The organism is Brevundimonas sp. FV1ye4L (assembly GCF_058681255.1).
This window is the reverse complement of record NZ_CM178734.1, coordinates 819,664-833,391: the sequence shown is the minus strand read 5'-3', so window position 1 is coordinate 833,391 and position 13,728 is coordinate 819,664. Positions and strand designations below refer to the sequence as shown.

Here is a 13,728-nt window from a genome sequence, read left to right as displayed (position 1 = left end):
GGTTCATGCATAAGCCGCGCCTCGCGTGGCGGCTCTGTTGGGGCCGCCGCTATTGTTTTCGCGCTTGATCAGGCTTCGGCTCTGGGCGGCGCCCGACTTAGAAGATTGAGACGGACATGGCCGTTCCGAAGCGGAAAGTATCCCCCTCGCGTCGCAACATGCGCCGCGCCCACGACGCCCTGAGCTCGAACGTCTATGTCGAGGACAAGGACACCGGCGAGCTGAAGCGCCCGCACCACATTGACCTGAAGACCGGCACCTATCGCGGTCGCCAAGTCATCACGCCGAAGGAAGACTAGTCTTTTAACGGCCCAGTTTCGGCTGGACGAAGTTTTTTACGGCGCGCGGTCACCCGCGCGCCGTTTTCGTGCGTTCTGAGCGGTGAAGCTTCTCTGAAGGATGCACGCCCATGATTCGTTTCGCCGCCGTCAGCGCTGTGGCGCTGCTCACGCTCGCCGCCTGCGAACGCCGTGACGACCCCGTGGCCCAGCCGCCTTCAGCCGCAGCGCCGGCGCCCGCCGAAGCGACTCCGCCGGCGCGGGTCGACGCCTCGACCCTGACCGCAGACGGCTTAGGCCCGGCGCGAATCGGCATGACGCGCGCCGAGCTGGTCCAGGTATGGGGCGAGGATTCGCAGCCCGATGCGGTCGGCGGGGCCGATCCGGAGACCTGCGACGAGTTTCATCCGGTGAATGCGCCCACCGATGTGCGGGTTATGATCCAGAACGGGGTGCTGACTCGGATCACAGCCGGCCGGGGGGCGACGATCAAGACGGATCGCGGGTTCGGCGTCGGCGACACCGGAATGGCGATCAAACAGGCCTATGGCGGCGCCGTCTTCGCTCAGCCGCATAAGTACTGGCCGGCGCCGGCTGAGGACCTGTTTGTCTGGTCCCGTGGCGGATCGACTGCCTATGTGACCGATCCCGCCGCACGCGGCGTCCGCTACGAAGTCGGCACGGACGGGAAGGTGACCATGGTTCACGCGGGCGATCCGTCGATTCAGCTGGTCGAGGGCTGTTCCTGACGGCGAACGGCAACAGGCATTGGCGATTCGCGGGGAGACGGCTAAACCCCTCGAACCTGTTTTCCGCCTGAGCCAAAGAGCCGAGCCATGACCGACATCGCCGACATCGTCGCCCGCCAGATCCTCGACAGCCGGGGCAATCCGACGGTGGAAGTCGATGTGATCCTCGATGACGGCTCGTTCGGCCGCGCCGCCGTTCCGTCGGGCGCCTCGACCGGTGCACACGAAGCCGTCGAACTGCGCGACGGCGACAAGGACCTGTGGGGCGGCAAGGGCGTGCAGAAGGCGGTTGACGCCGTCAACGGCGAGATCTTCGACGCCCTATCCGGCATGGACGCCGAGGACCAGCGCCGTCTGGACGAGGCGATGATCGACCTGGACGGCACGCCCAACAAGGCCCGTCTGGGCGCCAACGCTATCCTGGGCGTGTCCCTGGCGGCGGCGAAGGCCAGCGCCATCTCGGCCGGTCTGCCGCTGCACCGCTATATCGGCGGCGTCTCGGCCCGCGTTCTGCCGACGCCGATGATGAACATCATCAACGGCGGCGCCCATGCCGACAATCCGATCGACATCCAGGAGTTCATGATCCTGCCGACCGGGGCCGAGACCTTCACCGACGCCCTGCGCATGGGTACGGAAATCTTCCACGCCCTGAAGAAGCAGCTGAAGGACGCCGGCCACAACACCAACGTCGGCGACGAGGGCGGATTCGCCCCGAACCTGGCCTCGGCCGAAGAAGCCTTGAGCTTCATCACCAAGGCGGGCCAGGCGGCCGGTTATCTGGCCGGTGAAGACTTCCACCTGGGCCTGGACGTCGCCTCGACCGAGTTCTTCAAGGACGGCAAGTACGTCATGGCCGGCGAGGGCAAGACCGTCGACGCCGAGGGCATGGCCGCCTATCTGGTCGATCTGTGCGAGCGCTTCCCGATCGTTTCGATCGAGGACGGCATGGCCGAGGACGATTTCGACGGCTGGCGCCTGCTGACCGAGCGCCTGGGAGACCGGGTCCAGCTGGTCGGCGACGACCTGTTCGTGACCAATCCTGCACGTCTGGCCGCCGGCATCGGCGAAGGCCTGGCCAACTCCATCCTGATCAAGGTCAACCAGATCGGCACCCTGTCCGAGACCCTGGACGCCGTCGATATGGCCCACCGCGCCGGCTATACCGCCGTGATGAGCCACCGCTCGGGCGAGACCGAGGATTCTACCATCGCCGACCTGGCCGTCGCCACCAACTGCGGGCAGATCAAGACCGGCTCACTGGCCCGCTCGGACCGGGTGGCGAAATATAACCAGCTGCTGCGCCTCGAGGAAATGCTGGGCGATCAGGCCGTTTATTTCGGCGACGGCATGCTGCTGCGCTAAACCCGTGAATTGTCGGCGAAGAATCAGCGTTCTTCGCCGACTTTCTTACGGTCAAGCTACATTTTATTAGGCATTTTCGGGCACAGTTCGTGAACTGTGTTTTTCGCGCTCAGAAGGAGCGTTTGAGTGCCCGAACGGATGAAGCCGTACCGCCTTTCCCTCGCCCTGTTGCTGTTGCTCGCCTATCTGGGCGTGCAGGCTCTGACGGGCGAGCGCGGCTTGCTGAGCGGATCGTCGCGCGACGCTCTGATGGGGCGGCGTGAGGATCAGCTCGCCCACCTGACCGAACAGCGGCGCGATCTGGAGACGCGGGTGCGCTATCTTCGTACTGACAGCCTTTCCAAGGACTTGCTGGAGGAGCGCGCCCGTGCCGTTCTCGGCTTTTCCGACCCACGCGACTATGTGATCCGCGTTCAGGAACAACCCGTTCAAGGGTGAAAGCCCTCGCCACTTGAACTATTGTTACAGCCGAGCCCGCACCCCTTTGCGTTCCGGGAAGGAAGGCTGCTAAAGCCCCCTTCCGTAACGATAAGAAGGCGTCGCTCCCCGGCGCCTAGCCGGGAGATGCCGGATGGCGAAAGCCCCAGCCAAAGCCGCTCAGACCACTGCGCCTGACAAGCTTTCAAATACGCCTTCGGCGTCCAAGGAGGACCTCCTCCGCTTTTACCGCGAGATGGTTCTCATCCGCCGCTTCGAGGAGCGTGCGGGCCAACTGTACGGCATGGGTCTGATCGGGGGCTTCTGCCACCTGTACATCGGCCAGGAAGCCGTGGCCGTCGGCGTTCAAGAGAGCGTCAAGCAGGGCCACGACAAGATCATCACGGGCTACCGTGACCACGGCCACATGCTGGCCGCCGGCATGGATCCCAAGGAAGTCATGGCCGAACTGACCGGCCGCATCGGCGGTTCGTCGCGCGGCAAGGGCGGCTCGATGCACATGTTCGACGTGCCGACCGGTTTCTATGGCGGCCACGGCATCGTCGGCGCCCAGGTGTCGCTGGGCACGGGCCTGGCCTTCGCCGGCAAGTACCGCGGCGATGATTCGGTGGCCTTCGTCTATTTCGGCGACGGCGCCTCGAACCAGGGTCAGGTCTACGAGAGCTTCAACATGGCGCAGCTGTGGAAGCTGCCGGCCATCTACATCATCGAGAACAACCAGTACGCCATGGGTACGAGCATCGAGCGCTCGTCGTCCACGACCCAGCTGAGCCAGCGCGGCGCCAGCTTCGGCATTCCGGGCGAGCAGGTGGACGGGATGGACGTCATCGCGGTTCGGGATGCTGTCAAGAAGGCCGTCGATCGCGCCCGCGCCGGCGAAGGCCCCTATATCCTCGAAGTGAAGACCTACCGTTATCGCGGTCACTCGATGTCCGATCCGGCCAAATACCGGACCAAGGAAGAGGTGGACGAGGTCAAGAAGACCCGCGACCCGATCGACCACATCAAGACGCTGCTGGCCGCCGCCAATGCGACCGAAGACGAGCTGAAGGCCATCGATAACGAGATCAAGGCCATCGTCGCCGAGGCCGTTCAATTCGCCCAAGAAAGCCCGGAGCCCGATCCGTCCGAGCTCTACACCGACGTCTACGTGGAGGCCTGATCCGTGACCGACATCCTCATGCCGGCGCTGTCCCCCACGATGGAAGAGGGCACGCTGACCAAATGGCACATCAAGGCAGGCGACACCGTGTCGGCCGGCCAGGTGATCGCCGAGATCGAAACCGACAAGGCCACGATGGAAGTCGAGGCCGTGGATGAAGGCGAAGTGCTGGAAATCCTGGTCGCCGAAGGTTCGGAGAACGTGAAGGTCAATACGCCCATCGCGCGTCTGGCCGGTGAAGACGGCGCAGCGGCGCCCGCGCCGAAGGCCGAGGCAGATACGCCCAAGGCGACCGCTGAAGGCAAGACCGGCGATCCCGAGAAGGCGCCGACCCAGACCTCGACCCCCAAGGTCGAACTGCGCGACCCGGAAATCCCGGCCGACGCCAAGCTGGTCAAGACGACCATCCGCGACGCCTTGCGCGACGCCATGGCCGAAGAGATGCGCCGCGACGACAAGGTCTTCCTGATCGGCGAGGAAGTCGCCCAGTATCAGGGCGCCTATAAGGTCAGCCGCGAGCTGCTGCAGGAGTTCGGCGACCAGCGCGTCGTCGACACCCCGATCACCGAGCACGGCTTCGCCGGTCTGGGCGTCGGCGCGGCCATGGCGGGCCTGAAGCCCATCGTCGAGTTCATGACGTTCAACTTCGCCATGCAGGCGATCGACCACATCATCAACTCGGCCGCCAAGACCCTGTATATGTCGGGCGGTCAGATCCGCGCGCCCATCGTCTTCCGTGGCCCGAACGGCGCCGCCTCGCGCGTCGGCGCCCAGCACAGCCAGGACTATTCGGCCTGGTATGCGCAGGTTCCGGGTCTGAAGGTCATTGCGCCGTATGACGCGGCCGACGCCAAGGGGCTGCTGAAGGCTGCTATCCGCGACCCGAACCCGATTGTCTTCCTCGAACACGAGATGATGTACGGCCTCGAGTTCGACGTGCCCGAGGTCGAGGACTACGTCCTGCCGATCGGCAAGGCCAAGGTTCGTCGCGAAGGCAAGGACGTCACCATCACGGCGCACAGCCGCATGGTCGGCTTCGCCCTCCAGGCCGCCGAGAAACTGGCCGAGGAAGGCATCGAGTGCGAGGTCGTCGACCTGCGCACCCTGCGTCCGCTGGACACCGACACCATCGTCGAGAGCGTCAAGAAGACCAGCCGTCTGGTCTCGGCCGAAGAGGGCTGGGGTCCGATGGGCGTCGGCGCCGAGGTCGTGGCCCGCGTCATCGAACACGCCTTCGACTATCTGGACGCGCCGCCGCTGCGGGTGCACCAGGAAGACGTGCCGCTGCCCTATGCCGCCAATCTGGAAGCCCTGTCGCTGCCGGGCGTGGACAAGATCATCGCCGCCGTGAAGCAGGTGATGGCATGAGCCTGGACGAGAAGGCCCTGGCCATCCCGGAACAGCTGAGCCAGGTCGATCCGGCCCAGGTCACCGAACTGGCGCGGATCTGGTGGGGCGGAACTACGCCCCATATGAACATCCGCCCGGCGCTGAACGAACCGCGCCACATGGGGACGGTCCTTGCCGAGTGCGCCTGGCATTTCTCTAACGCCTACGCCCAGATGGCGGGTCTGGACCAGAAGGAGGCCTTCAAGGCCATCTGCGACGGCTGGACCGACGCTCACGCCCGCGCCGCCCTGACCGAGAAGGAAGTTGCTCAATGACCGACATCCTGATGCCCGCCCTGTCTCCGACCATGGAAGAGGGCGTTCTGGCCAAGTGGCATGTCAAGGTGGGCGACGTCGTCTCCGCCGGGGACGTGATCGCCGAGATCGAAACCGACAAGGCCACGATGGAAGTCGAGGCCGTGGATGAGGGCGAGATCACCGATATTCTGGTCGCAGAGGGCACGGAAGGCGTGAAGGTCAACACCCCGATCGCCCGCCTGAAGGACGAGGGCGGGGCCGCTGCGCCGAAACCTGCGGCAAAGGCTGAAGAGGCCCCGAAGGCTGCACCGGCCGCCGCCGAGGCGCCCAAGGCGTCCGCACCGGTCGCCCCGGCTCCGGCCGCGCCGAAGTCGGACAGTGGCGAACGCCTCTTCTCGTCGCCGCTGGCGCGTCGCATCGCCGCCCAGAACGGCGTCGATCTGAAGTCGGTCAAGGGCACGGGCCCGCACGGCAGGATCGTCAAGCGCGACGTCGAAGCCGCCGGCAAGGGCGCCCAACCGGCCGCCGCGAAGACTGCCGCCGCCGCGACCTCGGGCATTGCGCCGCGTCAGGTGCAGTCGCTGGCCCAGATGGGGATCCCGGACGGCAGCTACGACCTGATCCCGCTGGACGGGATGAAGAAGGCCGTGGCGCGTCGCATGGTCGACAGCATCCAGAACGTGCCGCACTTCCCGCTGTTCATCGACTGCGAGATCGACCAGCTGATGGCCGTTCGCGCCAAGGTGAACAAGCTGCTGGAGCCGCAGGGGATCAAGGTGTCGGTCAATGACTTCGTCATCAAGGCTGCGGCCCTGGCGCTGAAGATGGTGCCGGAGGCGAACGCCTCCTACACCCCCGAAGGCATCGCCATGCACCACAACGCCGACGTCTCGATGGCGGTGGCGATCGACGGCGGCCTGATCACCCCGATCATCAGGAAGGCCGAGACCAAGGGGTTGGCCCAGATTGCGACCGAGTCCAAGGACCTGGCCAAGCGCGCCCGCGAACGCAAGCTGAAGCCCGAAGAGTTCCAAGGCGGCACCTTCTCGGTGTCCAACCTGGGCATGTTCGGGATCAAGCAGTTCACCTCGATCATCAACGAGCCCCAGGGCTGTATCATGAGCGTGGGCGCGGGCGAGCAGCGCGCGGTCGTCAAGAACGGCCAGGTCGTGCCGGCCACGGTCATGACCGTGACCCTGACCTGCGATCACCGCGTGGTGGACGGCGCGACCGGCGCCCGCTTCCTGCAGGCCTTCAAGCCGCTGATCGAAGATCCCGTCGCGATGCTGGCGTAAGGGGAGGGTGAGGTCATGACCTCGGTCTATGACTTCTCCGCCCGCGCCATTGACGGCACGGAGGTTTCGCTGGACCGTTTCCGCGGTCAGGCGCTGCTGATCGTCAATACGGCGTCCAAGTGCGGTTTCACCGGCCAGTATGACGGGCTGGAGAAGCTGCACCGGACGTTCGCCGACCGGCCGTTCGAGGTGCTGGGCTTTCCCTGCAACCAGTTCGGCGAGCAGGAGCCGGGACGGGCGGCGGAAATCGCCGCCTTCTGCGCCACCAGTTTCGACGTGACCTTCCCCCTGTTCGACAAGGTGGAGGTCAACGGTCCGAAGCGGCATCCGCTCTATGCCTGGCTGACCAGGCAGAAGCGCGGCTTCCTCGGCTCGCAATCCATCAAGTGGAACTTCACCAAGTTCCTGACCGACCGCGAGGGCAGGGTGGTCTCCCGCTACGCCCCGCAAACAGAACCCGAGGCCATCAAGGCCGACATCGAGAAGTTGATCTGATCATGGCTGCTGAATTCGATCTCGTCGTCATCGGCTCGGGCCCCGGCGGTTACGTCGCGGCCATCCGCGCCAGCCAACTGGGCCAGAAGGTCGCGATCGTCGAGCGCGAGAACCTGGGCGGCATCTGCCTGAACTGGGGCTGTATCCCGACCAAGGCCCTGCTGAAGTCGGGTGAGAAGTTCGAGAGCCTGAGCCATCTGAAGGACTACGGCCTGTCAGCGTCCGGCGCGTCGTTCGACTTCGACGCCATCATCCAGCGCTCGCGCGGCGTCGCGGCGACGATGAACAAGGGCGTCGCCTTCCTGATGAAGAAGAACAAGATCGAGGTGATCGAGGGCTCGGCCAAGCTGGAGAAGGGCGCTGCGGCGCCCAAGGTGGTCATCGCCCTGAAGGCCGGCGGTTCGCGCACGGTCGAGGCCAAGGCGGTCATGCTGGCGGTCGGCGCGCGGGCGCGCGCCCTGCCGCAGATCGGCCTGGAGGCCGACGGCGACAAGATCTGGGCCTATCGCGACGCCCTTGCGCCGAAGAAACTGCCCAAGTCCTTCGTCGTCATCGGTTCGGGCGCCATCGGCATCGAATTCGCCAGCTTCTATCGCGCCCTGGGCGCCGAGGTGACGGTCGTCGAGGCGGTCGAGCGCATCATGCCGGTCGAGGACGAGGAAGTCTCCAAGGCCGCCCAGAAGTCGTTCGAGAAGCGCGGCTTCAAGTTCAAGCTCGGCGCCAAGGTGACCAAGGTCTCCAAGACCGGCGCCGGCGTGAAGGTGGACATCGAGGTCGGCGGCAAGGCCGAGTCTCTGGAGGCCGAGGTCTGCATCTCGGCGGTCGGCATCACCGCCAACACCGACGGCATCGGCCTGGAGGCGCTGGGCGTCGAACTGGACCGCGGCCATATCAAGACCGACGGCCACTGCCAGACCAACGTCAAGGGCCTGTTCGCCATCGGCGACTGCGCCGGCGCGCCCTGGCTGGCGCACAAGGCCTCGCATGAAGGCATCCACGCCGCCGAATTCATCGCCGGCTACAAGACCCCGAACGTCCATTCGCCCATCGCCGGCTGCACCTACGCCCAGCCGCAGGTCGCCTCGGTCGGCGTCACCGAACAGGCTGCCCGCGCCGAGAAGCGCGAGGTCAAGATCGGTCGTTTCCCGTTCCGCGTGAACGGCAAGGCCGTGGCCGCCGGCGAGATCGACGGCTTCGTTAAGGTGATCTTCGACGCCAAGACCGGCGCCCTGATCGGCGCCCATATGATCGGCCACGAAGTGACCGAGATGATCCAGGGCTATGTCACCGCCATCACCATGGAGGCGACGGAAGAAGACATCCACGGCATCGTCTACCCGCACCCGACCATGTCGGAAGCCATGCACGAGGCGGCGCTGGACGCCTACGGCCGTGTGTTGCACATCTGATCAAGGAGTGGTCTTTTTCAAGGCCGCTTGCAGGAGACCATTTTTTGTCCGTCGCGCCCTGAGCTCCGACCGTCAAAGCCATATGTGACGCCTGGCGTTGAACGTGCTTCGGTCTATGGTTGCGTCTGATCAATCAGGCTTGGGGCGAGAGGCGGACATGTTCGGAAAGCTGATGTCGCGAAGCTTTCTGGATAAGGATTTGGAAGACTGGCACCTGGAAACCTGGTCGATTCTGATCGACCGGTTCGGCGTCTATCTTCCCCTCAAACAGACGCCTGTCGTCTTGCCGACGCGAGACTTTTTCCCGCCGTCTGACGCAGTTGGGCATGAACGCGCGCTTCATGTCTTTGACTGCGTAAAGGCTGCGATGGGAATGCAGGACTGGCGCTGCGGCCTTCGCGCACAGCCGCCCCGGGTGACGGGGCTGCGTGTGGCGGAGTTCGTCTCAATCCAAGGCGCGCAAGATCCGGCAGGAACGTTCAGCTTCGACGGAGCCGGTCAGCCGGTGATCACCTATGCACCGGACCTGATCGAGAAGCCGACGGAACTCGTGGCGGTTCTGGCGCACGAATTGTCGCACCTCCTTCTGTCGGAGGAATCCGACCTCGTCGATGACCAGACCCACGAACTGATCACCGATCTGACCGTGGCCTATGCCGGTCTGGGCGTGTTCGGCGCCAATGCGGCTTTCAGCTTCTCCCAGCATGGCGATGCATTCAGTCAGGGCTGGCAAAGTCAGACCAGCGGTTATCTTTCCCCAAACAGCTGGGCCTTTGCTTTGGCCATCTTTGCTGAGTTGCGGGAGGATGACGGGGGGATGGGCCGCTATCTGAAGCCCGAGATTGAGCGCGCCCGGCTGAAGGCTGTTGCCTACCTGCGCAAGAACCCGCAGCTGCTGGCGGGATTGCGCGCCGCCTGAGCTATGGTGCGACTGCTCGAGCCTAACGCTTCTTGCCCAATTCCGCGGCGATGTCCTTGGTCATGCGGCCGACCTTGCGGTGAGCGGCGGTGATTTGGTCCTTGGTCACGCCCCAGCGCTTCATCCAGTATTCGACCGACTGCCGCTCCGACAGGTCGATGCGGTCCTTGTCGATGAAGCCGCGCTTGTCCTTTAGTCCCGCCATGGTCGGCTCCTGTTGAGGTTTTGACCGGTCCGGCCGCTTGGGCCTTCTTAGACCTGTCCGCCCCGGTGAAACAGGCGGTTCAGGCCTCCGGCAAGACGCCTGTTTCAAAGAAGGCGTCCATGCGGGCTTCCCATGGGGCGGTGTCCAGGCCCTGGGCGGCGATCCAGGCGTCGTCGAAATAGGTGGAGGCGTAGCGGTCGCCGTGGTCGCACAGGATGGACACGATTGATCCGCACTCGCCCGCGCGCGCCATTTCCTGGGCCAGTTTGACGCAGGCCCACAGGTTGGTGCCGGTCGATCCGCCGCAGGGGCGGCCCAGACGCCGGCTGAGCACGCGGGTGGCGGCGATGGAGGCGACATCGGGCACGACGATCATCCGATCCACGACGTTGGGAACGAAGGAAGGTTCGACTCGCGCGCGACCGATGCCCTCGATCAGGGATGGACGGTCGAGGCTGGTCTGGACCGTCGCATCGGCCCAGTGGCGGTGAAAGACGGAGGCTTCCGGATCGGCGACGCAGATCTGGGTGTCGTGGCGGTTGAAACGGGCGAACCGACCGATGGTCGCCGAGGTGCCGCCTGTGCCCGCCCCGCACACGATCCAGCGGGGGACGGGGCAGGGCTCGCGTCGCATCTGGGCGAAGATGGACTCGGCGATATTGTTGTTGCCGCGCCAGTCCGTGGCTCGTTCGGCATAGGTGAACTGGTCCATGTAGTGGCCGCCCAGTTCATCGGCGAGCCGCTGGCTCTCGGCGTAGGCGTCGCCGGGCACGTCCACGAAATGGCAGCGTCCGCCGTAGAATTCGATGGCGGCGATCTTCTCCTGGGCGGTGGAGCGCGGCACCACGGCGATGAAGGGCAGGTTGAGCATCCGGGCGAAATAGGCCTCGGACACGGCGGTCGAACCGCTGGACGCCTCGACGATGGTCATGCCCTCGCCGATCCAGCCGTTGCTGAGGGCGTAGAGGAACAGCGACCGCGCCAGACGGTGCTTCAGGCTGCCGGTCGGGTGGCTGGATTCGTCCTTCAGATACAGGGCGATGTCCGACAGGGCCGGCATGTCCACCGGGATCAGATGGGTGTCTGCCGAGCGGTTGTAGTCCGCCTCGATCCGCCGCATCGCCCAGCTCAGCCAGGCGCGATCAACGGTGGGACGGGCAGGGGCGGACATGGCGGACTCGGTCGTAGACGGGAAGGCGATGGCTTAGGCCAAAGCTTGGCCGCGGCAAAGGCGGTTGAGGCCCGGCGCGTGGGTTTGGACTCGTCTACTCCGCCTTCTCCACGAAACTGTCGATCACCCGTTTCTCGCCCGCCTTTTCGAAATCGACCAGCAGTTTGTTGCCCTCGATGACGCGGACGTGGCCGTAGCCGAACTTCTGGTGGAAGACGCGTTCGCCCTTTTTCCAGCCGGAGCCGGACTTGGGATCGGCGGTGGCGATCAGGCGGCCGTCGCCTTCGATCACGGCCTTGCGGGCGGGGATCTTGTTCGGGGTCTGGGCGGCGGTGAAGGTTTGGGCGCGTTTCCAGCCGGGGGAGGAATAGCCGCTGCCGAAGCTGGGCGCGTCGTCCCAGCGGCTCTTGGCCTCCTTCATGCCAGCGGAGGCGCCGTAGTAGCCGGTGTCGGATTGCGGATCGACGTGGGCGATGGGCAGTTCGTCGACGAAGCGGCTGGGCAGTTGCGAGGTCCAGCGGCCATAGACGAGACGGTTTGCGGCGAATGAGATGCGCGCGTCCTGTTTGGCGCGGGTGACGCCGACATAGGCCAGGCGGCGTTCCTCCTCGAGGCCCTTCTCGCCCTTTTCGTCGATGCTGCGCTGGCTGGGGAAGACGCCTTCCTCCCAGCCGGGCAGGAAGACCAGCGGGAACTCGAGCCCTTTCGCGCCGTGCAGGGTCATGATCTGGACCGCCCCGTCGCCGTTCGGATCGTCGCTGTTGGCGCGTTCCAGATCCATGACCAGGGAGACGTGCTCCAGATAGGCCTGCAGCGTCTCGAACTGCTGCATCGACTGGGTCAGTTCCTTCAGGTTGTCCAACCGCGTCTGACCGCTGGTGCGGTCGGCCTTCTGCATGTCGGTGTAGCCGCTCTCCTCCAGCACGGTCTCCATGACCTGCCAGTGGGGTGTGGTCTCTGACAATGTGCGCCAGCGGTCGATGTCGCGCACGAAGTTGGACAGGGCGGTGCGGGTGCGGGCCTGAAGCTCGTCGGTGTTGATCAGGCCGCGCACGGCGGTCAGGGCCGACAGGTCGTGCTGGCGGGCGATCTGCAGGACCTTTTGAACCGAGGTGTCGCCGATGCCGCGCTTGGGCACATTGACGATCCGCTCAAAGGCCAGATCGTCGTCCTCGGACAGGATCAGCCGCAGATAGGCGTGGGCGTCGCGGATCTCGGCCCGCTCGAAGAAGCGCGGCCCGCCGATGACCTTGTAGGGGACGGCCAGCATGACCAGCCGTTCCTCGAAGGCCCGCATCTGGAACGAGGCGCGGACCAGGATGGCCATGTCCTTGTATTTCAGACCCGGTTCGCCGGCATGGGGGCGGCGCGCAGTCTCGATCTCGTCGCCGATCAGACGGGCCTCGGCCTCGCCGTCCCAGACGCCGCGCACCCGCACCTTGTCGCCGCTGTCGTCCTCGGTCCACAGGGTCTTGCCCAGGCGGTCGCGGTTGGCGGCGATCAGGCCCGAGGCCGCGCCCAGGATATGGCTGGTCGAGCGATAGTTGCGCTCAAGCTTGACGATCTTGGCGCCGGGGAAGTCGCGTTCGAAGCGCAGGATGTTGTCCACCTCGGCCCCCCGCCAGCCATAGATCGACTGATCGTCGTCGCCGACGCAGCAGACATTGCCGGTCGAGGCCGTCAGCAGCCGCAGCCACAGATATTGGGCGACATTGGTGTCCTGATATTCGTCGACCAGGATGTAGCGGAAGCGGCGGCGGTATTCGTCCGCTAGATCCGCGTGTTTCGACAGGATGGTGATGTTGTGCAGCAGCAGGTCGCCGAAGTCGCAGGCTTTCAGGCTGCGCAGGCGGGCCTGATAGGCGGCGTACAGGCCCTGGCCCTTGCCGTTGGCGAAGTCCTCGCCGGGCGGCAGCTTCTCTGGCGTCCAGCCGCGGTTCTTCCAGTGGTCGATCAGGCCGGACAGCGACTTGGGCGTCCAGCGTTTGGTGTCGATATTGGCGGCTTCCAACAGCTGTTTCAGCACCCGTTCCTGGTCGTCGGTGTCCAGGATGGTGAAGCTGGACTTCAGCCCGACCAGTTCGGCGTGGCGACGCAGGATCTGGGCGGCGATGGAGTGGAAGGTGCCCAACCAACGTAAGCCCTCGGCCGAGGGACCGATCAGATGGGTGATCCGCTCGCGCATCTCGCGCGCGGCCTTGTTGGTGAAGGTGACGGCCAGCAACTCCCACGGCTTGGCCCGACCGGTCGCCAGGATGTGCGCCAGCCGCGTGGTCAGCACCCGGGTCTTTCCGGTGCCGGCGCCGGCCAGGACCAGGACCGGCCCCTCGGTCGTCTCGACCGCCTCGCGCTGCTCGGGGTTGAGACCCGACAGATAGTCGCGCGCCTCTTCCTCCTGCGGCGCGCGCGCCCGGGCCAGGTCTGAAATACGGGGGGCGGGAAGATCGGTCACAGGCGGGAACAGGTCCGGTCAGTCAGAATCGAATAGGGAACATAAGGGGACCGGAAGGCGATGTCAGGGCCGCCGCAGAAATGAAACGGCGGAACCGCCTTGATCGACGGCCTGTTCACCATAGCGATGCAACGAAAGGCGCAG

The 13,728-nt window shown here is 65.3% G+C and carries 14 protein-coding genes; 11 read left to right on the top strand and 3 right to left on the bottom strand.

Annotated features, from left to right (window positions below):
* The first annotated feature begins 116 nt into the window (after nucleotides 1-116).
* From rpmF to ACW17X_RS03925, 11 genes are all read left to right on the top strand, one after another.
* The gene (gene rpmF, locus ACW17X_RS03975) at nucleotides 117-299 is read left to right on the top strand and encodes a 50S ribosomal protein L32 (protein WP_035305966.1); all 183 of its coding nucleotides are present in this window, start codon (nucleotides 117-119) and stop codon (nucleotides 297-299) included.
* A 110-nt stretch (nucleotides 300-409) separates the two neighbouring features.
* Nucleotides 410-1,027, top strand: coding sequence for a hypothetical protein (locus ACW17X_RS03970; protein WP_492099757.1), 618 nt, complete (start codon nucleotides 410-412; stop codon nucleotides 1,025-1,027).
* An 87-nt stretch (nucleotides 1,028-1,114) separates the two neighbouring features.
* Nucleotides 1,115-2,392 (top strand): phosphopyruvate hydratase, encoded by a 1,278-nt coding sequence (gene eno, locus ACW17X_RS03965; protein WP_271165952.1) that lies wholly within the window; start codon nucleotides 1,115-1,117, stop codon nucleotides 2,390-2,392.
* A gap of 138 nt (nucleotides 2,393-2,530) precedes the next feature.
* The gene (locus tag ACW17X_RS03960) at nucleotides 2,531-2,830 is read left to right on the top strand and encodes an FtsB family cell division protein (RefSeq protein WP_492100431.1); all 300 of its coding nucleotides are present in this window, start codon (nucleotides 2,531-2,533) and stop codon (nucleotides 2,828-2,830) included.
* Nucleotides 2,831-2,963: 133 nt separating this feature from the next.
* Nucleotides 2,964-3,992 carry a pyruvate dehydrogenase (acetyl-transferring) E1 component subunit alpha gene (pdhA, locus tag ACW17X_RS03955; RefSeq protein ID WP_271165954.1) on the top strand — a complete coding sequence of 343 codons (1,029 nt, stop codon included), beginning with the start codon at nucleotides 2,964-2,966 and terminating at the stop codon, nucleotides 3,990-3,992.
* Between the two features lie 3 nt (nucleotides 3,993-3,995).
* Nucleotides 3,996-5,360 carry a pyruvate dehydrogenase complex E1 component subunit beta gene (locus tag ACW17X_RS03950; RefSeq protein WP_492099756.1) on the top strand — a complete coding sequence of 455 codons (1,365 nt, stop codon included), beginning with the start codon at nucleotides 3,996-3,998 and terminating at the stop codon, nucleotides 5,358-5,360.
* Nucleotides 5,357-5,656, top strand: a complete 300-nt coding sequence (locus ACW17X_RS03945) for a DUF5076 domain-containing protein (RefSeq protein ID WP_492025543.1) — start codon at nucleotides 5,357-5,359, stop codon at nucleotides 5,654-5,656. Before ACW17X_RS03950 ends, ACW17X_RS03945 begins: the two co-directional genes overlap by 4 nt.
* A complete protein-coding gene (locus ACW17X_RS03940; RefSeq protein WP_492099755.1) occupies nucleotides 5,653-6,933 on the top strand; it encodes a pyruvate dehydrogenase complex dihydrolipoamide acetyltransferase in 1,281 nt (426 codons plus the stop codon). The genes ACW17X_RS03945 and ACW17X_RS03940 overlap by 4 nt, the downstream gene beginning before the upstream one ends.
* Before the next feature lie 15 nt (nucleotides 6,934-6,948).
* A complete protein-coding gene (locus tag ACW17X_RS03935; protein WP_492099754.1) occupies nucleotides 6,949-7,428 on the top strand; it encodes a glutathione peroxidase in 480 nt (159 codons plus the stop codon).
* Between the two features lie 2 nt (nucleotides 7,429-7,430).
* Nucleotides 7,431-8,837 (top strand): dihydrolipoyl dehydrogenase, encoded by a 1,407-nt coding sequence (gene lpdA, locus ACW17X_RS03930; protein WP_492099753.1) that lies wholly within the window; start codon nucleotides 7,431-7,433, stop codon nucleotides 8,835-8,837.
* Between the two features lie 157 nt (nucleotides 8,838-8,994).
* Nucleotides 8,995-9,756, top strand: a complete 762-nt coding sequence (locus ACW17X_RS03925) for a hypothetical protein (protein WP_492099752.1) — start codon at nucleotides 8,995-8,997, stop codon at nucleotides 9,754-9,756.
* A 22-nt stretch (nucleotides 9,757-9,778) separates the two neighbouring features.
* On the opposite strand, the gene ACW17X_RS03920 is transcribed toward ACW17X_RS03925, so the two are convergent.
* The 3 genes from ACW17X_RS03920 to ACW17X_RS03910 all read right to left on the bottom strand — a co-directional run bounded on the left by ACW17X_RS03920 (nucleotide 9,779) and on the right by ACW17X_RS03910 (nucleotide 13,584).
* Nucleotides 9,779-9,961, bottom strand: a complete 183-nt coding sequence (locus tag ACW17X_RS03920) for a DUF3606 domain-containing protein (protein WP_055753752.1) — start codon at nucleotides 9,959-9,961, stop codon at nucleotides 9,779-9,781.
* 79 nt (nucleotides 9,962-10,040) lie between these two features.
* A complete protein-coding gene (locus ACW17X_RS03915) occupies nucleotides 10,041-11,132 on the bottom strand; it encodes a PLP-dependent cysteine synthase family protein (RefSeq protein WP_492099751.1) in 1,092 nt (363 codons plus the stop codon).
* A 94-nt stretch (nucleotides 11,133-11,226) separates the two neighbouring features.
* Nucleotides 11,227-13,584, bottom strand: a complete 2,358-nt coding sequence (locus ACW17X_RS03910; RefSeq protein WP_492099750.1) for an ATP-dependent helicase — start codon at nucleotides 13,582-13,584, stop codon at nucleotides 11,227-11,229.
* Nucleotides 13,585-13,728 lie beyond the last annotated feature (144 nt).